Annotated in this window: 20 protein-coding genes and 1 pseudogene; 16 read left to right on the forward strand and 5 right to left on the reverse strand. The window is 53.7% G+C overall.

What is annotated here, in order from left to right; all coding sequences use genetic code 11:
* Window positions 1-113 precede the first annotated feature (113 nt).
* The 4 genes and pseudogenes from LG300_RS01920 (at window position 114) to LG300_RS01935 (ending at window position 2,686) form a co-directional block, all read left to right on the forward strand.
* Window positions 114-254, forward strand: a complete 141-nt coding sequence (locus tag LG300_RS01920) for a hypothetical protein (RefSeq protein ID WP_404376729.1) — start codon at window positions 114-116, stop codon at window positions 252-254.
* A gap of 315 nt (window positions 255-569) precedes the next feature.
* On the forward strand, window positions 570-1,634 hold the full coding sequence (locus tag LG300_RS01925; protein WP_404376730.1) for a 3-deoxy-7-phosphoheptulonate synthase: 1,065 nt from the start codon (window positions 570-572) through the stop codon (window positions 1,632-1,634).
* Window positions 1,635-1,737: 103 nt separating this feature from the next.
* On the forward strand, window positions 1,738-2,010 hold the full coding sequence (locus LG300_RS01930; protein ID WP_404376731.1) for a hypothetical protein: 273 nt from the start codon (window positions 1,738-1,740) through the stop codon (window positions 2,008-2,010).
* Between the two features lie 199 nt (window positions 2,011-2,209).
* Window positions 2,210-2,686: pseudogene (locus LG300_RS01935) on the forward strand (DUF4276 family protein).
* A gap of 49 nt (window positions 2,687-2,735) precedes the next feature.
* Here the strand turns inward: LG300_RS01935 and LG300_RS01940 are convergent.
* Window positions 2,736-4,055, reverse strand: a complete 1,320-nt coding sequence (locus LG300_RS01940) for an acetamidase/formamidase family protein (protein ID WP_404376732.1) — start codon at window positions 4,053-4,055, stop codon at window positions 2,736-2,738.
* 358 nt (window positions 4,056-4,413) lie between these two features.
* On the opposite strand from LG300_RS01940, the gene LG300_RS01945 reads away from it, so the two are divergent.
* The 11 genes from LG300_RS01945 (at window position 4,414) to LG300_RS01995 (ending at window position 16,713) form a co-directional block, all read left to right on the forward strand.
* On the forward strand, window positions 4,414-5,352 hold the full coding sequence (locus tag LG300_RS01945; protein ID WP_404376733.1) for a sugar ABC transporter substrate-binding protein: 939 nt from the start codon (window positions 4,414-4,416) through the stop codon (window positions 5,350-5,352).
* Window positions 5,353-5,520: 168 nt separating this feature from the next.
* Window positions 5,521-6,531 (forward strand): ABC transporter permease, encoded by a 1,011-nt coding sequence (locus tag LG300_RS01950; protein WP_404376734.1) that lies wholly within the window; start codon window positions 5,521-5,523, stop codon window positions 6,529-6,531.
* 15 nt (window positions 6,532-6,546) lie between these two features.
* Window positions 6,547-7,506 (forward strand): ABC transporter permease, encoded by a 960-nt coding sequence (locus LG300_RS01955; RefSeq protein WP_404376735.1) that lies wholly within the window; start codon window positions 6,547-6,549, stop codon window positions 7,504-7,506.
* Window positions 7,503-9,047, forward strand: coding sequence for a sugar ABC transporter ATP-binding protein (locus LG300_RS01960; RefSeq protein WP_404376736.1), 1,545 nt, complete (start codon window positions 7,503-7,505; stop codon window positions 9,045-9,047). The genes LG300_RS01955 and LG300_RS01960 overlap by 4 nt, the downstream gene beginning before the upstream one ends.
* Before the next feature lie 76 nt (window positions 9,048-9,123).
* Window positions 9,124-10,203 carry a maleylacetate reductase gene (locus tag LG300_RS01965; protein WP_404376737.1) on the forward strand — a complete coding sequence of 360 codons (1,080 nt, stop codon included), beginning with the start codon at window positions 9,124-9,126 and terminating at the stop codon, window positions 10,201-10,203.
* Complete coding sequence (locus LG300_RS01970) at window positions 10,200-11,585, forward strand: amidohydrolase family protein (RefSeq protein ID WP_404376738.1); 1,386 nt, start codon at window positions 10,200-10,202, stop codon at window positions 11,583-11,585. The genes LG300_RS01965 and LG300_RS01970 overlap by 4 nt, the downstream gene beginning before the upstream one ends.
* Window positions 11,582-12,529: an NAD(P)-dependent oxidoreductase gene (locus LG300_RS01975; RefSeq protein WP_404376739.1), complete on the forward strand. Its 948-nt coding sequence runs from the start codon at window positions 11,582-11,584 to the stop codon at window positions 12,527-12,529. The genes LG300_RS01970 and LG300_RS01975 overlap by 4 nt, the downstream gene beginning before the upstream one ends.
* Window positions 12,522-13,385 (forward strand): intradiol ring-cleavage dioxygenase, encoded by an 864-nt coding sequence (locus LG300_RS01980; RefSeq protein WP_404376740.1) that lies wholly within the window; start codon window positions 12,522-12,524, stop codon window positions 13,383-13,385. Before LG300_RS01975 ends, LG300_RS01980 begins: the two co-directional genes overlap by 8 nt.
* A 59-nt stretch (window positions 13,386-13,444) precedes the next feature.
* The gene (locus LG300_RS01985; RefSeq protein WP_404376741.1) at window positions 13,445-14,035 is read left to right on the forward strand and encodes a malonic semialdehyde reductase; all 591 of its coding nucleotides are present in this window, start codon (window positions 13,445-13,447) and stop codon (window positions 14,033-14,035) included.
* A gap of 115 nt (window positions 14,036-14,150) precedes the next feature.
* Window positions 14,151-14,888 carry a sulfite exporter TauE/SafE family protein gene (locus tag LG300_RS01990; protein WP_404376742.1) on the forward strand — a complete coding sequence of 246 codons (738 nt, stop codon included), beginning with the start codon at window positions 14,151-14,153 and terminating at the stop codon, window positions 14,886-14,888.
* A gap of 34 nt (window positions 14,889-14,922) precedes the next feature.
* Window positions 14,923-16,713 (forward strand): ABC transporter substrate-binding protein, encoded by a 1,791-nt coding sequence (locus LG300_RS01995; protein WP_404376743.1) that lies wholly within the window; start codon window positions 14,923-14,925, stop codon window positions 16,711-16,713.
* Between the two features lie 68 nt (window positions 16,714-16,781).
* Here the strand turns inward: LG300_RS01995 and LG300_RS02000 are convergent, their stop codons facing one another.
* Window positions 16,782-17,585, reverse strand: coding sequence for an SDR family NAD(P)-dependent oxidoreductase (locus LG300_RS02000; protein ID WP_188638763.1), 804 nt, complete (start codon window positions 17,583-17,585; stop codon window positions 16,782-16,784).
* A 410-nt stretch (window positions 17,586-17,995) separates the two neighbouring features.
* Here LG300_RS02000 and LG300_RS02005 point away from each other — a divergent pair, with 410 nt between their 5' ends.
* Window positions 17,996-18,826, forward strand: a complete 831-nt coding sequence (locus LG300_RS02005) for a 3-keto-5-aminohexanoate cleavage protein (RefSeq protein ID WP_404376744.1) — start codon at window positions 17,996-17,998, stop codon at window positions 18,824-18,826.
* A 213-nt stretch (window positions 18,827-19,039) separates the two neighbouring features.
* Here the strand turns inward: LG300_RS02005 and LG300_RS02010 are convergent, their stop codons facing one another.
* The 3 genes from LG300_RS02010 to LG300_RS02020 all read right to left on the reverse strand — a co-directional run bounded on the left by LG300_RS02010 (window position 19,040) and on the right by LG300_RS02020 (window position 23,755).
* Complete coding sequence (locus LG300_RS02010) at window positions 19,040-19,270, reverse strand: transposase (RefSeq protein ID WP_404376745.1); 231 nt, start codon at window positions 19,268-19,270, stop codon at window positions 19,040-19,042.
* A 385-nt stretch (window positions 19,271-19,655) separates the two neighbouring features.
* Window positions 19,656-21,869 carry an EAL domain-containing protein gene (locus LG300_RS02015; RefSeq protein ID WP_404376746.1) on the reverse strand — a complete coding sequence of 738 codons (2,214 nt, stop codon included), beginning with the start codon at window positions 21,867-21,869 and terminating at the stop codon, window positions 19,656-19,658.
* A gap of 149 nt (window positions 21,870-22,018) precedes the next feature.
* Entirely contained in the window at window positions 22,019-23,755 is a 1,737-nt protein-coding gene (locus tag LG300_RS02020) for a methyl-accepting chemotaxis protein (protein ID WP_404376747.1), read from the reverse strand.
* Window positions 23,756-23,907: the final 152 nt, after the last annotated feature.

Raw genomic sequence — 23,907 nt, forward strand, 5'->3', positions numbered from 1 at the left:
AGCGCTAGAAAATTGACCTCTCCCCGTTAATTGCTAGTTGCCATTTAGCGCTCAGGCAGGCAGGATTAGGTCAGTAAAGTAAGTAAGCAATATCTTAGATCGAGGAAGCACTCATGCCATACGGCAGCCCTTCACAGCGCATTCACGCCAAACCGGAAACGGTGGCCGATGCCTGCGCGGGCGTTGGTGTTTCCTGCAGCTTTAACTATGCAGCGTATTGGTTTAGCCACGGTGTGCCCCTGGCCGACGCCTAGCGTCGCGCCAACAGGCACACCGCTCTGGTTGCCTGCCGCATGCAAAGAAGCCTCGGTGGGTAACTCCACCGAGGCTTCTTTCGTTTTAGTAACACTCATTTTTCATAGGTAGATTATTAAGGAGCTGCACCATGTCTTATCGCGCCCACTCAATCGCTCGCCCAAATGCCATCCGCTACACCGGTTATGGCTATGGCTGGCGATTTAGCGACGCGCGGTCGGTGCAAGCTGCCACCTCCGATCGTGCCCACCTGGGTGGCAAGTTGATGATGCGATGTCACGTTTTATGCCATACGAATTCGGAGAGTTAATCCTATGAACGCCCCTATCAATCCTACCTGCTCTTCACTTACCCAGGTCTCAACGCTTATGTCTGCCACCGCGCTACCGCTACCCGCCGAGCTTCGTCGCAGAGTAGCGGTTAATAGCGCCCTCGGCGCACAAATTGCCGAACAGCGCCAAGCGGTACAGCATATTCTCAATGGCCAGGATAACCGGTTGTTAGTGGTCGTTGGCCCATGTTCCATCCACGATCCAGATGCTGCCTTAGAGTACGCCGACCGGCTAGCGGCGCTCAGCGATGAGGTAAGCGAGCAAATTTTACCGGTGATGCGGGTTTACGTTGAAAAGCCGCGCACTACGGTAGGCTGGAAAGGCCTTGCCTACGACCCTGACCTAGATGGTAGTGGCGATATGCCACGAGGTATATCGCTCTCCCGTGTGCTGATGCACGCTGTTGCATCCCGCGGCCTGCCGGTGGCTACTGAGCTGCTACAGCCTATGTTGGCGCCGTACCTGGATGATCTGCTGAGTTGGGTAGCGATTGGCGCACGTACCACGGAATCCCAGCTACACCGGGAGCTGGCCAGCGACTTGAGCGCCGCCGTAGGCTTCAAGAATGCCACTAGCGGCGACGTGCAGGTGGCAATTGATGCCATGCAGGCCGCCGCCCACTCCCATCAGCGCTTCGCTATGGACAGCCAGGGACGCCCGGTGATGCAAGAGACCGCGGGCAATCCGCATACCCATGTGGTGCTGCGCGGCGGCCACGGCGAACCCAACTATCAAGCGCACCATGTGCGTGCAGCGGTGAATACGCTGCGCGATGCGGGCCAGAATCCCCGCTTGATGGTGGATTGCAGCCACGCTAACGCCCGTAAAGACCACCGCCGCCAAAGCGAAGTGATGCTGGATGTATTGGCCCAGCGCCAAGCAGGGGATACCAACCTGGTAGCGCTGATGCTGGAGAGTCACCTGTTCGAAGGCAAGCAAGCGCTTGCGCCCAACGCGCTACGTTACGGCGTCTCGGTCACCGATGCTTGCGTCAGTTGGGAGACCACCGAACGGCTGTTGAAAACCGCCGCTGAGCGTATTGCCTAGGTGTTCGTAAAAAGCCTAGCGAGTAGATCCTATTGATATCAGTGAGCTCGAACTTGATAGCTATCGTCTTACCAAGCGCATTGAGCATAAGGAAGCTCAGGTAATGCACGGCTTATTCCCTAAACGCGTCACCGATGCCGTGTTAGATGCTATGAACGATCACGGGAAGCTAAGCATGCCGTTGCTGGAGAACGAAGAAACCGGTAGGCAGTTCGCGCTGCTGTATCGGCAGGGCGGCGGTTTGATAGCCGAATCTATAGGCTGGTTAGCCAATCGACCCAGATTATTATCTCTACTCAGTCAGTATCGCTGGCTAATGAGGTTGGCGCTGACGATGTGGTCGCTGTTGAGCATCACCAAAATCGCTCTACCTTGAAACGCTTAGAGGCAAGCTCGCTAGCAGCATGGTTAGAAGACTATCGCTTAGGAGATCTCTGGGAGAAAAAATTGCTGGGAGGTACACCAGCATGATCCGATTGGGCATTAGCGTTGAAAGGGCAACGGAGTGTGAGTTTGTGACGAGAGTATTGGCTCCTGCAATTGCTCATAGCTAAGTATTTGCTTACTCCATTGATATGCAAGGGCGTGTTTCGCTGGAGCGAGTTGAACAAAAAGAGCTTAGCAAGCTGCTTGCGATGTTTGACCATGTGACCACGTTTTACGATTTTTACGGGTTTCACAAACGCCCAGAGGGGAGTGTTGAAGCTTTAGAGGCAGCGGTCAACGATTTGGTGCTAGCCGATAAACGCCATCAATTTACTCCATACGTTCAGCAGTATGAATTTGAAGCGCTAGTGCTCGTAGTACCTGAGAATGCATAAAATGTCTTTGGTATCAATGACTTGGGTGAGTAGATCCGTCGAGTAGTTGATCAATATGGAGGAGCTGAATTATTCAACGATGGTTATGACACCTGTCCTTCTCGGCGTATCAAAGCGATTGCCCCTCAGTATGATAAAAAATTCCACGATCCAGTGACTTTAGAAGATGGTTTGCAGGAGGCGAGGGCAGCTTGCCCTCGCTTTGAAGCTTGGCTGACCGCTATAGAGTAGCTCAAACAATAAAAAATAATTAAAATTTTCGGAGTGATTACTGGTTAACCTATAAGTCGTATTGCTCCCTGGCAAAATCTCCCAGTCCCACCTCGTCAAGCTTCGCGAGAGGCGCTAAAAACGTCACCTGAATAACGCCCGGTGCCCGGCCAATTTCAATGGCGCCGTTAACGGTGGCTCGGTTGCGGACCTCCGCTACGCTCAACTTCAGCAGTTTGGCTGCCCGTTCCAGGCCGTTTTCGATAGCGTCGTTCAGGTTGGCGGCGGTGCCAACCACCGAAATAGGCGCTAGCGGCTCAATATGAGAAACGCCCCATTTTTCCGCAAGCCGTTGTCCTTTGGCCTTTTCCGAGGCGCTGAACGGTTTGGCTAGGGGTGGCAAATCTTCCAGTAGCGGAAAGAGTACTGGGCCATCTAACGGGTAGTGTTTGACGACTTCCACCTGTAGGGTAACGCTGCCGGCAACGTCCATGGTGTGTCCGGCAATTTCACCATCGCCCTGGCCTGCGTGCATATCACCCATATAAACGCCCGCGCCTGGCACCTTCACTGGCGCAATAATGATGGCACCTGCACGTACGGCATCAATGTCCATATGGCCATCGGTTTTGTGCTCTGCTAACTGCTCGGGTGTGATCGCGTACTTATGGGGCGCGCCTACCAGAAACGCGCCGAAATCTCCGGCGTTGTGGCTATCCGGCATCGGCATGGAAGGGCACGTACCTAGCTGGCCCATAAACGGGCGTGTGCGAATGAGCGTGCCCGGCATATCAGAAGGCGCATAGTTAAGAATAGAGTGCTGCTTGCTGCCGTCGGGTAGCGCCGAATAGTGGTCAGCACGCTGTGCAAACGTGGCGGCGACATCGCTGGGCACAGTGAGGCCAACGGTGCGCGTGTCGTCAAACGTGATGGTATAGCCATGCACAATCTCGAAGGGTTTGACGGGGTTGTTGCACACATCACATCTCACAGCATCTTGCCCGATACCTTCGATGTGCGTTTCAGGCCACACGGTGTCGCAGGTAGGGCAGCGCGCTGCCACGTAGGGGTCGCCAAGGCAAAAGCCTTCCGGTGAACTATCGTGCCCGGAGGCCGTCGCAATTGAGGTGATGGTAATCTCGCGTATCCGTATCGCCACGCCATCGCCCACCTCTGCACCCTCGATAAACACTGGGGTGGTCACTTCATGTCCGCCACGCAAACGGGGTGTAATCATCGGCCCCCAACAGCCAGGAGCCGTGTTCGCGATGATGGTACCGCCATTCTCCACCGGTCCCAGCATCGGGGCATTAGGGTCTAATACGCTGTTGGTGAACTCTTGAACAACAACGCTTCTACGTACAGGGGTTGAGCTTTGGTCATGTTGCATGTGGATTATCCTTTTGTTTTTAATGCAAATAATGCGCTGTGGAGTGAAGCGTGCCCCGGTAAAGCCCGCCGTGTAGAGATAGGAAGTTAGCTTGGTTATTAACTATTAACCCAAAGTGGGCGGTGTGTACAAGAGCTGTCTATAGAGAGTCTGCCTTCATCCGGGTGACCCTAATCCAGCGTAGCGGATGTTGGCCATCGTTGGAGGGATGCAGAACGAAGCGCAGTAAAAAAACCAAATTGGTCATTTCTGTGGGGCGGTCGCGTTGTGCCTTAACAAAGCCGAGCAGTAAGCTCCGAACACAGCCTTACGAGTCTGTAAGCCAAAAACAATTAATAAAAACGCTAGGAGAAACAAAATGTTCAATAAAACTGCTATTGCTGTATCGGCCACATTGATGTCGATTGCGACAGCGCACGCCGAAGGCCCTTATCGTATAGGTATTACTCAAAACAACGTGGGTGTCGATAGTTATCAGACGACGTATGAAAGCGCGTTTGAAGCCGCTGCAGAACGTGAAGGTAATGTAGATGTCGTGGTGCTGGACGCCGGTGGCGATGTGGCCCGACAGATCGGCCAAATGCAGGACCTGATTCAGCAGCGTGTCGATGCCATCATTATTTGGCCAACCAATGGCCAAGCGGTCATCCCTGCGATTCGCCAAGCACATAGCGCTGGCATTCCTGTTGTGGTGACCAACTCTAAAATCGCTGAAGCGGGCATGGAGTTTATCTCCGCTTTCTCTGGGCCGGATAACGTTCAGCAGGGTATTTCCTCTGCTGAAATGATGTGCGATGCCCTCGGTGGCGAAGGCCAGATTGTGCAAATTGCCGGCCAGCCTGGGTATACCACGGCGATAGAGCGGGCGGCTGGTTTTGAAGATCGTCTGGCGGAAGTTTGCCCTGGAGTGGAGCTGTTGGAAACGCAGCCAGGCAACTGGAACCGAGAGCGTGCCCAGCGCGTCATGGAAGACTTCCTGACGAAATACGACCGTATCGATGGGGTCTATTCGGGGGATGACAACATGGGTGTTGGCGCACTCAACGCCGTGAAGGGCGCTGACCGGGCAGACGAGATTATCTTCATTGGCGCCACTAACTTCGCCGTTGGCTACGATGCCATTGAGCGTGGCGAGTACTACGGCTCTATTTATCAGTCACCTGTTGACGATGCAGAAGCCGCCCTGCAAACGGCCCTGGATGTATTGGCCGGTGAAGAGGTTCCTAAAATGAACTTCTTCGAAACCCCCAAAATCACGGCTGACAACCTCAGCGAGTTCGACCGCCCCGTTTTTTAGGTGAAGCGTGCTGTCTGGCGTATGGCGCGTTAAGTGCCTGCGCCGAGGAGCAGTATCAACCTGACGACAGGTTTCCTGCGCTGGGCAGCGCTGAAAGAGGCAATGGATAACCGGGTTGTCCATTGCGCTCATCAGCGCTTTCCAAAGTGATTTTTACAGGTGAATAGCATGGCTTCTGCACAACAATCCAAATCAAGGATATCGCCAGAAAGGCTCAGCAAGGCAAGCGTTATGAGCTTCCTCTCGGCCCAGGGAATTCTGATATTTTTTCTGATTGGCATGTTCGTTTTTTCGCTGTTCTCTGAGCAGTTTCTTTCTCAGTCGAACATTATGACGGTGGTTCGACAGGCTTCCATTATTGGCATTATTGCGGTCGGGGTAACGGTCGTCATTATCGGCGGGAATTTGGATCTTTCGGTGGGTTCGATGCTGTCATTCTCGACGGTATTGGTGGTGGATCTGCACGATAAGGTCGGCCCAACAAATGCCATTCTCATCATGTTCGTATTAACGCTCATGATTGGTGCCGTGAACGGCGTATTAATTGGCTTTTTGCGCCTTAACTCGCTCATCGTGACGCTCGCCATGCTGTCGGCCATACAAGGTTTTGTGCTGATTTACAGCGGTGGTCAGAACGTTGATATCGCCAATCAAGAAGGCACTTGGTTCGCGTTCTTTGGCCGAGGCTATATCGGCGGCATTGCCGTTCCCATATTGCTCTTCGTAGTGTTGGCCATTTTGGTTCAAGTCGTAATGTCTTACACCGGTTACGGCCGCCGCATTTTTGCCGTCGGTGGTAACCCGATGGCCGCCGTTTACTCTGGAATTCGTAAAAACTGGTGCGTCTTTAGCACCTACCTGATTTCAGCCTTCTGTGTGGCCTGTGCAGCACTTGTTCTTGGTTCGCGAGTGATGGGCTCGCAAAACAACGTAGGGCAGGGGTACGAGCTACTGGTGTTGGCCGGCATCATTCTTGGCGGCACTAGCTTACTGGGTGGCGCGGGCAGCATTTGGAAAACGGTGGTGGGGGTATTGATCTTAGGGTTTATCCAAAATGGACTGCTCTTGATGGGCTACCCCTATTACATCCAGTGGATAGTGACCTGGGTCATCATCATCTTGGCGGTATGGCTGGATCTTGCCAATAAGCGTAAACGCTTGCTGACAACCCACTCATAACGCGGAGGAGTACACATGATGTCTATTAAAGGTTTCTTCCGAGGTAAAACGATTATCCAGCCTATTTGGGTGTTCGTGATCGCCATCTTTATCTTCTTCAGCTTCATGTCAGAGTATTTTCTGTCATGGGGGAATATTACCAATATTTTGGTTCAAACCTCGACGATTGGCCTGATTGCACTTGGCATGACGCTGGTCATGATCAACGGCAACATTGATCTATCGGTGGGCGCAACGCTTGGGCTGGCCGCTTCTCTGGTGGTAGGTCTTCAAGAGTTCAGTATGACGTTCGCCATCTTGGCTGCGCTTGGCTCTGGCATGTTGTTAGGGGCACTGAATGGCTTAATCGTTTGGAAAACAGGCGTGAACGCTTTCATCGTAACGCTAGGGGCGATGCTGGGGGTTCGCGGTTTAATCTTCCTCTACACCGGTGAGCAGTCGTTTTATGCCATGAACTTTGCGTTCTCTGATTTCGGCATGAGCACGGTAGGCCCCATGCCGACACTGGCGATCATCTTCTTGGTGTGCACGCTCATTATGCACTTAGTGCTGACCCGTACAGGGCACGGTCGCAACACCTTTGCCGTAGGTGGTAACCCTGAAGCATCGATTGATGCGGGTATCCGTCTAGGTCGTCACATGATGATTAACTTCATCACCGTAGGGTTTTTCGCGGCACTCGCGGGTGTGCTGCTTGCCAGTCAAATGGGGGCCGCCACGCCTAATCTAGGCCGAGATTACGAGCTTTGGGTGATCACGGCGGTAGTGCTGGGCGGCACGAAGTTAACGGGTGGCTACGGCAGCATTGTCGGCACGCTAGGCGGCGTACTGGCCATCGGTATTCTGCGCAACGGCATGAACTTGATGCAGGTGCCCGCTTTTTACGTACTCGTTATTCTCGGCGCGATTCTCATCTCTGTTCTGATCATTGATAAGAAGCTTAATGCACCCTCGGCCAAGGAGGTGCGGATATGAACGCCTCTTCAACGCAATCACGTCAGCCCATTGATGTGGCACCCATCCTGGAACTTAAAGGCATCACGAAACGATTCCCCGGTGTGGTCGCGCTCAATAACGTTGATTTTGACGTTCGCCCCGGTGAGGTACATGCCTTGCTGGGTGAGAACGGGGCTGGCAAATCGACCCTGATGAAAGTGCTGGCCGGTAAGCACCAGGCCAACGAAGGTAAGATTATTCTAGGCGGCCAGGAAATGGCCTTTGAGAATCCCAAGCATGCCAAACGTGCGGGGGTCGTTCTGATCCATCAGGAGCAGTCGCTGGTCTCTGAAATGACGGTTGCTGAAAACATCTTTCTCGGCAGCCTGCCCAGAAAGTCGTTCAATCGCGTGGATTGGCGAAAGCTGCGGGAAGACACCAACGCGATTCTGGCGACGCTAAAGTGCGGTTTTGAACACGACGACATTGTGGGTTCGTTATCCATTGCTAAGAAGCAAATGGTAGAGATTGGCCGTGCGCTGGCGTTTACCCCTCGCGTGGTGGTGTTTGACGAGCCCACGGCATCGCTTACCGACCACGAAAAGCCGGTGCTCTATGACGTGATCAATTCGTTATGTGAGCAGGGAGTGGGCATTGTGTATATCTCGCACCGCATGGATGAGATTTTCCATCTATCACACCGCATTTCAGTGCTGCGAGACGGCGAGTACACCGGTACGGTCAACACCGCTGATACCAACGAAGATGAAATCACACGGATGATGATCGGCCGCAGTTTAGAGCTTGATCATGCCAGCAAACCCAGTGATTTCGGCGGCAACATGCTGGAAGTCCGCAACCTGTCAGTGAAGCGAGTCTTTGAAGATGTCAGCTTTAACGTTCGTAAGGGCGAGATTGTCGGCATGTACGGACTGGTAGGCGCGGGCCGCTCAGAAGTGGCAGAAACCATCTTTGGCCTGCGTAAACCTTCGGCTGGTGACGTCGTGCTTGATGGTGAGGTGGTGAATTTTCGTAACTCCCACGATGCGGTGGTGAGCGGCGTCGCGTTAGTACCGGAAGACCGCAAAGATCAGGGCCTGATTCTGGGCATGAACTGTCGTGACAACATGACATTGGCCAGCCTCTCCAGCGTGTCGTCACTGGGGTTTATGACTAGTGCAAAAGAGCGCGAAGTCTACGACAAGTATCACCAGGCCATGAAAATCAAAACCCCCAGCTGGCGCCAAAAGGTCGGCAATTTAAGCGGCGGGAATCAGCAGAAGATCGTCATCGGCAAGTGGCTGCATACATACCCTAAGCTGCTCATACTCGATGAGCCAACGCGGGGTATTGACGTCGGCTCCAAGTCCGAAATCCACACGCTCGTCAAAGACTTGGCTAAATCTGGCTACGCCGTGCTGGTGATCTCCTCAGAAATGCCCGAGGTCCTGGGCCTGAGTAACCGCATTATCGCGATGTATGACGGCCGCGTCACCGCTGAGTTCGATGGTGACAACGTCAGCGAGGACGAGTTAGTGCAAGCGATTACCGGTATGGGAAAGCAGGCGCAGGCGAGCTAGCTCACCTGCTGCGACGGATGTGCTTTCTAGAGAGAAGAGAGCACACAGCCCACTTCAAACGACTAAGGAATGTTTTATGCAACCTTTTGTTTATGATGGCCTGCCATCCCGGGTGGTATTTGGCCAAGGTACGCTGGCTCAGCTGAGAGAAGAGCTTGAACATCTCGGCTGTTCACGCGCCCTAGTGTTAGCCACGTCTCAGCAGCACGAGCAGGCAAAACGCGTACTAGAACTGCTGGGCGATAAAGGCGTGGGTGTTTATGCGGATGCTGTGATGCATACGCCGGTCGAGGTGACCAAACATGCTCTACAGGTGGTCCAAGAGCTCAACGTAGACTGCACGGTGGCCATCGGTGGCGGTTCAACGATTGGCTTGGGTAAAGCGATTGCCTTACGTACTGGCTTGCCTCAGATCGCGATACCCACCACTTATGCTGGCTCAGAAATGACGCCGATCCTGGGTGAAACGAGCGACGGCATCAAAACCACCCAGCGCACCCTGGACGTACTGCCGGAAACGGTCATTTATGACGTTGACCTGACCCTAACGCTGCCAGCAGTGATGTCAGGCACCAGCGGGATTAACGCGATTGCCCATGCGGTAGAGGCGCTTTACGCCCGCGACTGCAATCCGGTGATTGCGCTGATGGCAGAGGAGGGGATTGCGGCGCTGGCGCGCAGCCTGCCGGTAATTGCCAACGACCCTACCTATGTGGAAGCGCGCTCTGATGCGCTCTACGGCGCTTGGCTGTGCGGCACTTGCCTGGGCTCGGTGGGCATGTCGCTGCATCACAAGCTGTGCCATACCCTCGGCGGCTCTTTCAACCTTCCCCATGCGGAAACGCACACCATTGTGCTGCCTTATGCGCTGGCCTATAACGCGCCAGCGGTGCCGGAAGCGATGGCGCGTATTGGGCGTGCGCTGGGCTGTGATGACGCGGCGGCTGGCCTTTACGATTTAGGGCGTGCCGTCGGAGCCCCAAGCGCACTCTCCGAACTAGGCTTTAGCGTAGACGATGTAGATCGGGCTACGGAGATTGCGACCCGCAACCCTTACTGGAACCCACGCGATGTGGAAGCCAAGGGTATTCACCGTTTGCTCAGTGATGCTCAGTCGGGGAAACGGCCGCAGGCGGAGAGTGGAGGTGGCCAATGAACACGCTGTTTGTTAACGCCACGATTGTCACCATGGACCCGCAGTTGGGCGAGCTGAGCGATGGCCAGGTACTGATCGAGGGTGATCGTATCGTCGCCGTGGGGCATGACCTGACCGATCACCCCAAGGCACACGCAGCCGAGGTGATCGACTGCAGCGGCGGTATCCTGATTCCCGGGTTGGTGAATGCCCATATGCATACTTGGCAGACCGGCCTGCGCGGCGTTGCCGCCAACTGGACGCTGCTGGAGTATTTTCGCCATGTTCACCGTGGCCTTGCGGAGCTATTTACGCCCGAGGATATCCACATTGCCACCCGGATGGGTGCGATTAACCAGCTGAATTGCGGTACCACCACGCTGGGTGATTGGTGCCATAACAACCCGACCCCGGAGCACACCGATGCCGCTGTGAAAGGGCTCAAGGAATCAGGCATTCGCGCGCTGTTTCTGCACGGCTCGCCTAAGCCCGACCCTCAACCTGGCCAGCCGCACTTCAGTGAAATTCCCCATCCCCGCCATGAGATAGAGCGCCTGCTGAACGGCGAGCTGGCAAACCCAGAAGGGCTTGTCACCTTAGGCATGGCCATTCTTGGCCCTCACTACTCAACCCTAGAGGTGACGCTGCAGGATTTTGCTTTGGCCAAAGAGTTTGGCCTGGTCGCCTCGATGCACCAGGGCGGCGGTGAAGCAGTGGCCCCCGGTGCCTGGGACGAAGTGGAAGCGCGTGACCTGTTAGGCCCTGATATCAACATTGTGCATGGCCAAAGTTTGGACGAAGGCCAAATGTCCCGGTTCTGCGCCAGCGGTGTGACGTTCTCCATTGCCCCTGAAAACGAGATGACCCAAGGCCACGGTTTCCCGGTGACCGGGCTCGTTCGTAAGAACGGCGGCGTGGTGTCTTTGGGTGTGGATCTCGAATCGGTGCTCTCCGGAGACATGTTCAGCGTCGCCCGGGCAGCGCTAGGTATGCAGCGCGCTCTTGATAACGACGCCTCCCGCCGTGAGCAGGGCAAGATCCCCGATACCTCCACCATTACCACCAGGGAAGCGCTGGGCTGGATCACCCTCGATGGAGCAAAAGCATTGGGTCTTGATGACCGTATTGGCAGCCTCACGCCGGGTAAGCAGGCCGACATAGTGCTGCTGGATAGCAACCAGCTCAACATGCAGCCGGTGAACGACCCAGTTTCTACGGTGGTCATGCAAACCAGCCTTGCCAACGTCGACAGCGTGATGGTGGCCGGGCAGTTCAAAAAACGTGGCGGCCGTCTGCTAATTGAGACTCAGCAGGGCATCGCTGAGCTGGCCAAATCCGGCCACCGCATTCACGCCGAACTGCTGGCGCGTGAAGCGCAATCAACACAGGAGGTCACCCCATGACAACCGCTTCTGCAACGCCTTCAACGACCCTCAAAGTGGCGTGGGTAGGCTTGGGTAAACTGGGTTTGCCGATGGCTGCTCGTATCATTCAATCCGGCACTCCTGTTCAAGGCTTTGATCTATCGGCGCAGCGCCTTGCTCTTGCTGCAGAGATCGGAGTGACACCCCATCAAACGCTGGCAGAGGCCGTGGCCGGTTGCGACTTGGTGTTTGTCTCCATCCCCGACGACCGCGCATTGATCAGTCTGTGCCTTGAGTCTGGCGAGCTGATTCGTCACATGTTGCCCGGCAGCACCTTGATTGAGACAAGCACGGTGAGTGTGGAAGCCTCTGCGCGAGTGGCTGAGGCGGCAACGGCTCACGGTGTGGTCTATCTGCGCAGCCCGGTATCCGGTAACCCCGTCGCGGCAGAGGCGGGCACGCTTTCCGCGATGGTTTCCGGCCCACGAGAAGCGCTGGAAGCGGCCAAACCCGTATTTGCAGCGTTTACCAAAGCGCAGTATTGGCTGGGCTACGAAGAGCAGGCCCGGGTGGCCAAACTGGCCATCAACCTGATGATTGCCGTCAGTGCCGGGATGATGAGTGAAGCGCTGACACTGGCACGTAAAGGAAATATTGAGTGGGACGCTATGTTGGCGCTGATCTCTGACAGCGCGGTGGGCTCCCCCATGGTGAAGTACAAGGTACCGCCCCTGTTAGCGCGGGATTTTACCTCGACGTTTTCCGCCGCGCAGATGGCCAAAGATCTTGATCTTATCCTCGACTGCGCCCACGGCACTGGGGTCTCGACCCCGCTAGCAGCGCAAATGCGCGAAGCTTACACCGCCCTGATCGCCACCGGGCATGGTAACGATGACTATATCGCCACCGTGCATCATACCGAGCGCCTATCAGGGTTGGGTGAACCTTCGCCAGTCACGCAGGGAGGGCACACACATGCGTAATCTCACCACCGACAATATTACCGCCGCCGTGATGGATGAGTTTTCACGCTGTGAAGATGAACGGCTGAAAACGCTGCTCAATGGCTTGGTCAAACACCTGCATGCCTATCTACGCGAGGTGAAGCCCACCGAGAAAGAGTGGACTCAGGCGATTGAGTTTCTCACCCGTGCAGGGCAAATGTGCGACGACGAACGCCAGGAGTTTATCCTGCTGTCTGACACCCTGGGTGTCACCATGCTGGTGGATGCGATTAACCACGCAAGCAGCGACCCTAAGATTACCGAAAGCACCGTGTTAGGGCCTTTTTACGTCGCTGACCCTCCCCAGGCCAACCAGGGCGATGCCATTAACTGGGGCGTTGAAGGGGAGCCACTGTTCATCGAAGGTTACGTGCACGACGCGCATGGCAAACCATTGGCGAATGTTGCCATCGACGTTTGGCAGTCGGACAGCGAAGGCTTTTATGACGTTCAAAAGCCAGAGCTTGAAAGCGCCTCATTGCGCGCCCGTTTCCACACTGACAACCAGGGCCGCTACGCCTTCTGGACGGTAACGCCGTCTCCTTATCCCATCCCGACCGATGGGCCGGTTGGCAAAATGCTTGAGATTACTGGTCGTCATCCTTATCGCCCCGCCCATGTGCATTTCATGCTGATGGCACCGGGCTACGAAACCCTGGTGACCCAAATCTTCGCGGAATACGACCCCTACCTCGACTCTGACGCGGTATTTGGCGTGAAGGACTCCTTGGTGAAGGAGTTCGTGCAAAAGCCAGCGGGGCAGGCGCCCGATGGCCGGCAGATGGACACTCCTTACCGTTATTTTCAGTACGACTTCGGCTTAAAGACAGCCTGAACGACTCACCCTGAACGCCTGGCTCCTACTGAGCGGGTTAAACCGAAAGAGGCAACACCATGACAACGATTAATCAAGCAGCGATGGCCACCCTATTCACAGAAGCGCGCACTCATAACGTTTGGCAGGACCGTGAGGTGAGCGAGGAAACGCTGCGCGAACTGTATAACCTGATGCATTTCGGTCCCACCTCAATGAACTGCCAACCATCGCGGATTATTTTCCTGACCACTGACGAAGCCAAGGAACGCCTGAAGCCAGCGCTTTTGCCAGGTAATCAGGAAAAAACCATGAAAGCCCCGGTGGTGGCAGTGATTGGTTTTGATACCGAGTTTTACGAGCACCTGCCGCGTATGTTTGCCCATAACAAAGACGCCAAATCGCTGTTTGAAGGCAAACCGGACTTCATTCACTCTACGGCGTTCCGCAATAGCTCTATTCAAGGCGGCTATTTGATTTTAGCGGCCCGTGCGCTTGGTTTGGATGCAGGCCCTATGTCGGGCTTCAATAACGCCGCGGTGGATGAAGAGTTCTTCCCAGACGGTAAAGTGAAGAGCAACTTCCTGTGCAACTTAGGCTATGGCGATGCCAGCGCCCTGTTCCCACGTGGCGACCGCTTCTCCTTCGATGAAGTGTGCACCGTGCTGTAAGCACGCCTTACGTACTCATATTGGTTGACCTACCGAAAAAGGGCCGTGCCTGTCATGGCCCTTTTTTCTGCGTGGGTGGCCCGGCGTTAAGGCGCAATCTAAAAGGGGTGTTCGTATGGCATTTGATTGGGTATTTGTGGCACTGATGATAATGGCCGTGTTACTGACAGGGATTTCCAAATCAGGGTTTGCGGGTGGGGTGGGGGTGGTTGCTGTACCGCTGATCTCGCTAAAGGCAAGCCCCACCTTTGCGGTGGCGGTGATGCTACCGCTGCTGATTGTGATGGACGTGTTTAGCCTAAAAGCGTGGTGGCGACAGCGGGTAGATCGTCTGTTATGGCTGATGTTTCCGCCTGCGATATTGGGCGTTGCGGTGGGCTACTTCACCTATGGCTGGTTTGATGAGGCGCTGCTGACACTGCTGCTGGGTATTTTTTCCGTGCTGTTTGGCCTGTGGGGGCTGCTTAAACCGCTACGCGGCCGACTGATGCCCACTTGGGTGGGGCGTCTGTGTGGAGGAATCGCCGGGTTTACCAGCTTTATTGCCCATGCGGGCGGCCCACCGCTGAATTTTTACTTGCTGCAGTGCCAACTCACCAAGCAGCAGTTTTTAGGCACGGCGGTGGTGTTTCTGGCGATCACCAACTTGGTAAAGCTGGTGCCCTATACGCTGCTTGGCATGGTAACGTTCGATAATCTCACCATCGCCCTGCTACTGATGCCGGTGGCATGGCTGGGCATCCAGTTAGGGTTGATCATTCAGCGGCGGATGGATGGCGAGCTGTTTTTCCGCGTGATTCTTTGCCTACTCATTTTGTTAGGTATCCGGCTGATTATCGATGGAGTAAGTTAAAGCCTAGAGTGCCACCTAAGGCGTGGGAGCCATCATGAGAAAAGAGGCCAGTGGGCTGACCCTGTTTGACGATACGCACCCTGAAGGGCCTTACGACAAGCTATCGCAAACGCCCGTTTCCAAAATATCGAACACCGAGTTAGCGCGCTTCATTGAGTTCATTGAGAAGTTTGAAAACGAGACAGAATCCACGCTCTCGATGTCGCTGGGGTATCGTGAGATGCGCATGTTGCTGCACGTGATGCGCAACCATCTGGCGGGCCGGTTAACCACGCCTACCTCGCTGGCGGATGCCTCAGGGCTGACCTACGGCACCGCCAAGCGCGGTATTGAAAGCATTATGCAGCGCGGCCTTCTGATTTCGCGCCCACGCACAAAGACTGGAAAAACCGTCTCGCTGTATCCTTCCCCACAGATGATAGAGGAGTGGGAAAGCTACGCGGAGCGCATTAAGGGCCTGCTGGGCCCGCTGTTTGGGATCGACCCCGCCTCAGAATCTGGCAGCAAGATATTTTTAGGTACGTCAGCGTCTCAGCAGGTGATCTCGACGCCCGCTGTGCTTTCCGCACGGCTGGAGCTGAAAGGGGGCTTACGTGTGCTGGCGCATGCGGACCCTACCTTTATGGCCATGCATAATTTAAAGCGGCAGCTAGAATCCATTTTCGGTCTAGAAATTCGCAATAAAGCGCGCTCCATTGATAACTTGCTGGACGATATTCTCGACAATGCCCGTTTAGCGAAATCCCGCTACGACATTGTCGCCTGCGACTTACCCTGGTTTGGCGACTTGGTGGCGCAGGGCGTTTTGATGCCGCTAGACGCGCTCATCCAGCGTGATAGTTACGATCTTTCTGACTTCCATCCCATGGCGATCCAAAGCGCTGGCTATGCGGGCTGCCAGTACGGCATACCGGTGCAAACCACCCCTGAACTGCTCTGTTATCGCAAGGATATTTTGGCCGCAGCGCAGTTAACGCCCCCCAGCACCACCGAGGCTTTGGTAAAAGTCGCACGGCAGTTGCACGACCCTGCCAAGGGGCGATACGGCATCGCTTGGAATGCCGCCCGTGGCACGCCGCTTGGGCATACGTTTAGCTTTCTCATGGCTAAATTTGGGCAACCGATAGTCGATCTACCGCTTTATGCAGGCGGCTTTGATTTTCAAAACGCCAGCGGTGAGCAGCTGCGCCCCATGTTTCAATCAGATGCCGCTTACCGAGCCTGCGAGTATATGCTGGATATTCTTAAATACTCTCCGCCGAATATTCTCAATATGTCCTGGTACGAACGGGCGCAGTCCTATGCTTCGGGTGAGTCGTGCATGGCTTACTGCTACACGCTGCTAGCCCCCTTGATTGAGTTTGATAAGCGATCTCCGGCATACGGCAATACCGGGTATTTATCTCATCCGGTGGGCAATCACGGCAGGGCTATTACGCCTATTGGTGGGTATGCGCTGGCGATACCTGCCAACCTATCCAAAGAGCGGGTGGAAGCCGTGTGGACGGCGTTAAAACACCTCACGTCGCCCAATATGTCTAAGCTCTACATCATGAACGGTAGCTTGGTCACACCGCGTTTTAGCGTTAGCCAAGACCCGGAAGTGTCCGCGCTGTCGCCGTTGATTACGATTGTCGATGATATGGCGAAGCAGGATGTTTTGCAGGCGTGGCCACGCCCGCCGGTTCCTGGCATTACTGAGCTTATCAACATCGCAGGTAATGAAATTTTCGAGGTGCTAGACGGGCGGCGTTCGATAAAAAAAGCCCTTTCTATCGCCCAAGAGCGCGCTGATAACGTTATGCGGGAAAAGGGCCATTATTGAGCAGGTGAAAAAAAGTGCCCCCATACCTGAGAGGCAGGTATGGGGGCGGTGGCTTTTTTGCTGGAGGCTTACTGCATGATCATGCCGCCATCGATCATCAGCAGCTGCCCAGTCATGTAATCAGACTCTTGGCTGGCGAGGAACGACGCGGTGCCGACTACATCTTCTGGGTAAGAGTAACGCTTCATCAGAATCATTTTTTCAGCCAGCTCGTCCATCGACTGGCCCTGCTTCTCGAATTTGCCGATGCTGACTAAGTCTTTATCCAGCTGTTCCCAAAGCTCGGTGCGCACCACGCCTGGGGCATAGCCGTTAACGGTAATGTTGTGATCAACCAGTGCTTTTGCACCGCCGTTAATCATCGCCAGCACGGCATGCTTGCTGCAGGAGTAGGGCACCACATCGTCAAATGCCTGACGGGAAAGAATCGAGCCCACGTTAATGATTTTATAAGGGCCGCTTTCTTTGCCCTGGCTAATCATCTGTTTAGCGGCTTCTTGCATGCCGAGTAAGCAACCCAGCGCATTAACATCCATAATTTGATGCCAATTCTCTTCAGTGATATCCAGAAACATTAATGGCTTATTGATACCGGCATTGTTCACCATCACGTTTAAACTACCAAACGCTTCTACCGTGGCTTTAACGGCTGCCTGTACTTCTGCCCGGTTAGTCACATTCAACTTAATGGCAATAGCATCGCCACCTTTTGATTTGATGCGCTGAGCGACCTCTTCGCACCCCTCAATGTTGAGGTCTGCCACGCAGACCTTAGCCCCTTGCGCGGCATAATGCTCAGCGACAGCCGCCCCCATGCCACGCGCAGCACCAGTAATGAGACAGTGTTTACCTTTGAGTCGAGTGTTATCCATGAGGTCACCTTGTAAGTTTTGTTGTGGGTCAGTATGCGCTGCCACGTACACCAGAATGTGCTGGTGGTGTGCCGGTAGGCGGCGCTAACAAGGACGTGCGTTGTTAAATCGGCGTTGCGAATAACAGAAGTGCAACCTTGTGATAGGCATTCTCAGGCCGTCTTGTCTCCAAGGACAGAGCGCCTCGTTGTTAATATGACCAAATTGGACTTTTTTCTATCTCTTGCATTATGAAAAGCAAAAGGGGCGGTGTTTTAATCGCCCCAGTACAGTGAGTGCAGCCGTTAATAGCTAACAATAACGTTTTATTAATTACTGGCGCGCTTCTCTTAACGCTAGGTGTTAGCCGTATTACATCTAACGTTAATTCCTATTATTAGCTGCTCTTATAAAAATAAATCGAGGTGCTTATGTCTCAGCCATGCATTATCTGTGTTGCCATTACGGGAAGCCTGCCACGTAAAGAGAATAATCCTGCGGTGCCCATTACGGTCAATGAACAAATCGAAAGTACCCAGGCGGCCTTTGAAGCGGGTGCCAGTATTGCGCATTGCCATGTGCGTAACGACGACCAAACGCCGTCATCCGACCCAGAGAAGTTTGGCCGCCTGATGGAAGGGCTTAAGAAACACTGCCCAGGCATGATTATCCAGCTTTCCACCGGTGGCCGATCCGGTGCCGGTGAAGCTCGCGGCGGCATGCTGCCGCTGAAACCGGATATGGCTAGCCTATCGGTGGGTTCGAATAACTTTCCCAGCCGTGTTTACGAGAACCCTCCCCATTTGGTGGAGTGGCTGGCGGGCGAAATGCTCAAGTACAACGTGAAGCCTGAAATTGAGGCGTTTGATCTCTCGCACATCCATCAGGCGGTTGCGCTCTCAAAGCAGGGCAAGTTAAAAGCGCCGCTTTACGTCCAGTTCGTCATGGGGGTTAAAAACTCAATGCCCGCCGACAAACACAGCTTTGACTTCTTTATTGAAACACTCAAGCGACTAGCCCCCGACGCCCAGTGGTGCGGCGCAGGCATTGGGGCCAACCAATACCGGCTTAATGAATGGTCGATTGCAGCAGGCGGCCATACCCGCACCGGGCTTGAAGATAACGTGCGGCTAGATCGCGATACCTTAGCCGCCTCCAACGCCGCCCTTGTCGAGAGAACCGTCGCGCTGTGCGAAAAATATCAGCGCCCGGTTGCCACCTGGCAGCAAGCCCGCGACATATTGGGGCTGCAAATGGCTTAAGGCGATTGGTAGGTGTTGTTACTGAGATGAAACAGTGGCAGCAAGAGTATCTTGCCGGTCTTATCTACCTCGAAAAGTCCTTTTTACGAAAGGGCTTTTTCTTTTTTGATCTATCCCCTCCTGCAGCAAGTGCTTAGCTCAACGAGCGTATTTCACTGCGCACCCATAATGGCGGTATACATCCAGCCGTTGAGATTCGTGTTCAATAGAGCATTACCGACTTCTAGTAAGGGCGGTATAGCCAAGTTCAGCTAATGCTCGCACCACTTGGATGAAAACCGTGGTGCTAAGGATATTCATAACGCGTTTCATGTTGTAGGCAAGCACATGAAGGCTCATTTCCGTGGTGACGTTCTTAAGCCCTTTGGTTAAAAAGAGAGTTGCTCCCCTCCACGCTTTTAACCTACCAAAGAGATACTCAACTGTTTTACGACGGATGCGCATTATATCCGTCATCTGATCAAGGCGTGCTGTTACCGCCTCCTGAGCCTCTTCATGTTCTCAGCGTTTGATGCGCCGGTAGGTATCTGTAGTTACTTTGCGGCTACATTGAGCAATCCGGGCAGGCCAAAATCCAATAGCAATGTAGCGTCTAGCCTTTTTCGACGTTCTTGAAGCGCCGAATTAGCTGCTCTCTCGTGGGACAGCAATATTCATTGCACAAACCATATTGACTGGGTTAATACCCGAAGATGTCCTCGTCTATCTGCTCTTGCATAGAAATCCTTGATTTACTGCTGTCGCTACCTATTGTTCTCTAAGCAAAAGGGTGCTGGAGAATGTTCAAACATTTGCTGCATGCCAGTTAGGCAGTAGAGCGTTATATTTATCAAATAAAACCGCTGGTAAAGACTGCGGGCATGTTCTCAAGCGGCCCAGGCCGGGCCAACAGAAAGCCTTGAACATAAGCGCAGTGCCGCATGCTGAGAAAGTTCAGCTGATCTCTCGTTTCTACGCCCTCGGCGACTACATGCAGCTTCAACGCCTTGGCAAGTGCTATCACAGCCTCAGTAATGGCGGCATCCTCTGTACCCTGCGGCAGGTCTCGAATGAAGGCTCGATCAAGCTTGAGCGTATTCACTGGGAAGCGTTTGAGGTAGCTCAGCGACGAGTAGCCTGTGCCAAAGTCATCGATGGCCAGTTGAACACCGAGATTGCGCAGCGCTCGCATGGTTTCAATCGCAGTCTCGACATCATCCATTACCATGCCTTCGGTAATTTCCAACTCGACCTTCTCGGGAGGTATGCCACTCTCCTCAATAGCGTCGCGCACATCATCAATAAGGCCTGGCTGGCGGAACTGACGAGCGGAAAGGTTAATCGCAATACCCGGCACCCAGCCGATACGCTCGCTCAGTGCCATGGTATCCCGGCAGGCACGGCGCATTACCCAAGCACCTAATGGCACAATTAAGTTGGTTTCTTCGACGAGAGGAATAAAGTCGCCAGGCGGCACCATGCCATCATCGCGAGGCCAGCGAACCAGCGCCTCCATACTGGAGAAGCGGTTTGTGGTGAGGTCTAGTTTGGGCTGGTAATGCAAGGTGAAGGCTTCTTCCGACACGGCCCGACGCAAATCGCTTTCTAGGCGTGCCCGTGCAGCACTATTCTGATTCATGCTATCTGAGAAGAAACGAAATTCGCCACCCCCATGTGATTTGGCCTCTACCAAGGCGGTCTCTGCTACTCGTACCAGCTCGTCAATATTATCGGCATTATTGGGATAGATGCCGATACCGATACTCGCTTGAAGGAATACGTCTTCGATGGTTTCGGACGTGTTGTGAACCGTGAAAGGCTCGCTCATTGCGTCCAGTATTCGCATTGCCACAATGGTGGCATTCTCAGGTCGCTTAAGGTCATTGAGAATAACAGCAAAGTCGTCACCCCCTACACGGGAAACGACATCGGGATGGCGTTCACGGCGGCTTTCTTGGCGCGCAACAAGATCGGTTCGGCGTACCGCGATCGACAAGCGCTCAGCCACTTCTACCAGCAGTTGATCGCCAGCGGGAAAGCCGTATGTATCATTGGCCTGTTTGAAACGGTCGATATTTATGAGCATGACGCCAACACACGTCTTTTGGCGTCGGGAAACTTCGAACTCGTGCTGTAGGCGATGGCGAAACAGTGAACGGTTAGGCAACATCGTGAGTGAATCATAATGCTGTAACCGCTCGATTTCCTCTTCCGATGCTTTTTGCTCAGAAAGATCGTGGAATATAGCAACAAAGTTACGTGTCTTGCCTTCTTCGTCCACCAGCCGGTCGATGCTCATCAGCTTAGGAAAGACGACACCGTCTTCACTGCGATCCCAGATTTCTCCTTCCCAGTGCAGATCTTTAATTAAGGCGGCCCACATTTTGCGATAGAACTCGGGGCCATGCCGGCCAGACTTAGAAATGGACGGCTTTTTGCCGATAACATTCTTGAGTTTGTAGCCTGTCATTTTTTCATAGGCTGGGTTGGCATAGAGAATGCGATTATCGGCATCAGTGATCGCGACTGCATGGGTGGTACGTTCTATGACCTTGTTGACGAGTTCGAGTCTAGCGATGGTTTGCCGGTGGCTTTCTACTTCCTTCTCCAATTGCGCTGTGCGTTCGCACACCCGTTTTTCGAGCGCTGCGTTAACTCTTTTAAGCACCTGCTCTTCGTACTTGCGTTCGCTGAAGTCCTGAAGAAAAGCAGCAAAGCGAGGCTCGCCGTTTTCCATAAAAGTGCTGACAGAGATAAGCAGAGGCACTTTGTTGCCAGTGCGATCGACGCCCTCAACTTCCCGTGTAGCTCCCACCATGTAACGTGAGCCGTACTCAAAGTAGACGGCCATATAATCTGGATGGCGACAGCGAGCAGGTTTGGGCATTAAAACGGTGATGGAGTGACCCACCAAAGTTCCCGGTGCATATCCGAATAACGCTTCCGCTGCCTGATTGACCTGCAAGATGAGGCCACGTTTATCAGACACAATGATGCCGTTAACTGCCGTAGCTAACAGCTCAGCGCTATAAGCACCTTCAACGCCTGAACATGTTTCGTCCATGCTGTATTACTCTCATCAATATTTATTCGCTGTATATACAATCTTGTCTGGTAGGTAAGTAAGTCTTAGCCAGACATTGGGCAGTAGGCAAATACCATTGCATGACGTTTCGTGATGGGGCTTCAACACGAACCGCCTCTTTTCGCGGATTAAAACTCTACCCATTCGGATGCTGGTGTCTCTCGGCCCAAACGGTACGATGTCGGTATCTTATGGGTCGAGTGAAGCACCTGTGGGAGTGCATTGGTTACTTTTTGTTGCGATGCCTGCGTATTGGCACTGGTTAGTGTTTGGAGGTAAGCCAAGCGCTCCTGCTCATTTAAAAACGCCATGGCGCTGTGCGAGAGTCCATGAATCTGTTGGGTAAGCTCGGTGGCGGCCTCTTTGTAGGTGGCCATATTTGCAGCGCTGGATTGGGTGCTGTGGTCAATATCGCTAATAGCGCTGCTGATTTGGCGAATACCTTGGCTTTGTTCGTGAGTCGCTGCGGTAATTTCGCCCATCAGGTCGTTCACTCGGTGGCTCGCCGCGCGAATTTTTTCCATTGCGTTAGTCGCTTCATGCGCTTGTGCTTGGCAGCCATGGATACTTTGGCGAGCTTGGTCAATCAAGCTTTGAACTTGCTTTGCTGCATCAGCAGATTGGCTGGCAAGTTTGCGCACTTCTTCCGCTACGACCGCAAAGCCTTGTCCGTGCTCACCAGCGCGCGCGGCCTCCACGGAAGCGTTGAGCGCCAAAATGTTGGTTTGAAAGGCGATGGTATCGATCGTACTGACAATGCCGGCCATATTATCGGCGTGCTGAGTGATCTCTTCCATCGCGTTAGCAAGATTGCCCATCACTTGGCTGGCATGGTCAACCTCGTTGACGTTGCCAACAGAGGCATTGCTAGCTTGGGTAGCATTATCGGCGCTTTGCGTCACGGTAGAGGAGATTTCTTCGGCGCTTGCGGCGGTTTGCTGCACGGCCGATGCCTGCTGCTCTAGGCGTGCGGCCATGGCGTCATTGCCCTTCGAGATACTTTCCACAGCAGGGCGAACACGGGTGACGCGTTCGTTGAGATCACCAATCAACGCTTCAAGCGAGCGGCGCATAAAATTCATGGTGCCTAGGGTATTATCCATCTCCCGCTTACCCATGCAGGGTATATCGGCTTCTAGGTTGCCAGCCGCTAGCTGGAGCGCAAAGTCGTTGGTTTTATACATAAAACGCCGGTTGCGTAAGCCGTTAAACAACTGCCACGCCCCAACACCCACACCACCCACCAAACTAAGCGCAAGAAACGTGACACCCGCGCTGCTTTGGGGCGCAAGCTGGTTAAGGGTGATGGAAGCGGCAATACCTAACCCACCGAAAAGGCTAAACCCGGCAATCGCCGATAATGCGGATTTCACACGCATGCTTTTAAAATTAAGCGGCATGAGTCGACGCATCGAACGGCGATAGGCAACGCCATGTTTGACTTCATAGCGTCCACCTTGCAAACGAATATCGCGGTACACCTCTTCGGCGCGCGCTACTTCTTGTGTACTGGGTTTAATGCGAATGGAGCAAAAGCCAGTGACTGTCTTACCTTCGCGAATAGGCACCACGTTGGCTCGAACCCAGTAGTAGTCGCCGTTTTTACGCCGGTTTTTAACCAACCCTGACCAGTATTTGCCCGCTTGCAAGTCTTGCCACATATCCTTAAATATCGATTCTGGCATATCCGGATGACGCACGATGTTGTGTGGCGAGGAGTAAAGCTCTTCAAAGCTGAACCCACTTGCATCAATAAAGGCTTGGTTGGCGTAAAGAATGTGGCTTTGGCTGTCGGTTTTTGAAATCAGAACATCCCCGTCGTCGAGGACGTACTCCCGCTGAGTCACCGGTCCGTTGTTGCGCATGATGGCTTCCTGTTCGTATAGGTATTTTCAGGGGAGTATTATTGTTGTATAGATTTTTAGGAGCAAATATATTACCTATTTCATACAAATGGCAAATGTTATTGCCATTTGATTACACAATCGTCGTGATATGTAAGGATCGTTGCAGACAG

Origin of the sequence: Vreelandella aquamarina (assembly GCF_044805175.1) — a bacterium.
In the GTDB taxonomy this organism is placed as follows: domain Bacteria; phylum Pseudomonadota; class Gammaproteobacteria; order Pseudomonadales; family Halomonadaceae; genus Vreelandella; species Vreelandella aquamarina_B.

Excerpts from the sequence above, each read along its gene's own strand:
- LG300_RS01920 (WP_404376729.1), top strand. The coding sequence starts at position 114 with ATGCCATACGGCAGCCCTTCACAGCGCATTCACGCCAAACCGGAAACG.
- LG300_RS01925 (WP_404376730.1), top strand. The coding sequence starts at position 570 with ATGAACGCCCCTATCAATCCTACCTGCTCTTCACTTACCCAGGTCTCA.
- LG300_RS01930 (WP_404376731.1), top strand. The coding sequence starts at position 1,738 with ATGCACGGCTTATTCCCTAAACGCGTCACCGATGCCGTGTTAGATGCT.
- LG300_RS01940 (WP_404376732.1), bottom strand. The coding sequence starts at position 4,055 with ATGCAACATGACCAAAGCTCAACCCCTGTACGTAGAAGCGTTGTTGTT.
- LG300_RS01945 (WP_404376733.1), top strand. The coding sequence starts at position 4,414 with ATGTTCAATAAAACTGCTATTGCTGTATCGGCCACATTGATGTCGATT.
- LG300_RS01950 (WP_404376734.1), top strand. The coding sequence starts at position 5,521 with ATGGCTTCTGCACAACAATCCAAATCAAGGATATCGCCAGAAAGGCTC.
- LG300_RS01955 (WP_404376735.1), top strand. The coding sequence starts at position 6,547 with ATGATGTCTATTAAAGGTTTCTTCCGAGGTAAAACGATTATCCAGCCT.
- LG300_RS01960 (WP_404376736.1), top strand. The coding sequence starts at position 7,503 with ATGAACGCCTCTTCAACGCAATCACGTCAGCCCATTGATGTGGCACCC.
- LG300_RS01965 (WP_404376737.1), top strand. The coding sequence starts at position 9,124 with ATGCAACCTTTTGTTTATGATGGCCTGCCATCCCGGGTGGTATTTGGC.
- LG300_RS01970 (WP_404376738.1), top strand. The coding sequence starts at position 10,200 with ATGAACACGCTGTTTGTTAACGCCACGATTGTCACCATGGACCCGCAG.
- LG300_RS01975 (WP_404376739.1), top strand. The coding sequence starts at position 11,582 with ATGACAACCGCTTCTGCAACGCCTTCAACGACCCTCAAAGTGGCGTGG.
- LG300_RS01980 (WP_404376740.1), top strand. The coding sequence starts at position 12,522 with ATGCGTAATCTCACCACCGACAATATTACCGCCGCCGTGATGGATGAG.
- LG300_RS01985 (WP_404376741.1), top strand. The coding sequence starts at position 13,445 with ATGACAACGATTAATCAAGCAGCGATGGCCACCCTATTCACAGAAGCG.
- LG300_RS01990 (WP_404376742.1), top strand. The coding sequence starts at position 14,151 with ATGGCATTTGATTGGGTATTTGTGGCACTGATGATAATGGCCGTGTTA.
- LG300_RS01995 (WP_404376743.1), top strand. The coding sequence starts at position 14,923 with ATGAGAAAAGAGGCCAGTGGGCTGACCCTGTTTGACGATACGCACCCT.
- LG300_RS02000 (WP_188638763.1), bottom strand. The coding sequence starts at position 17,585 with ATGGATAACACTCGACTCAAAGGTAAACACTGTCTCATTACTGGTGCT.
- LG300_RS02005 (WP_404376744.1), top strand. The coding sequence starts at position 17,996 with ATGTCTCAGCCATGCATTATCTGTGTTGCCATTACGGGAAGCCTGCCA.
- LG300_RS02010 (WP_404376745.1), bottom strand. The coding sequence starts at position 19,270 with ATGCGCATCCGTCGTAAAACAGTTGAGTATCTCTTTGGTAGGTTAAAA.
- LG300_RS02015 (WP_404376746.1), bottom strand. The coding sequence starts at position 21,869 with ATGGACGAAACATGTTCAGGCGTTGAAGGTGCTTATAGCGCTGAGCTG.
- LG300_RS02020 (WP_404376747.1), bottom strand. The coding sequence starts at position 23,755 with ATGCGCAACAACGGACCGGTGACTCAGCGGGAGTACGTCCTCGACGAC.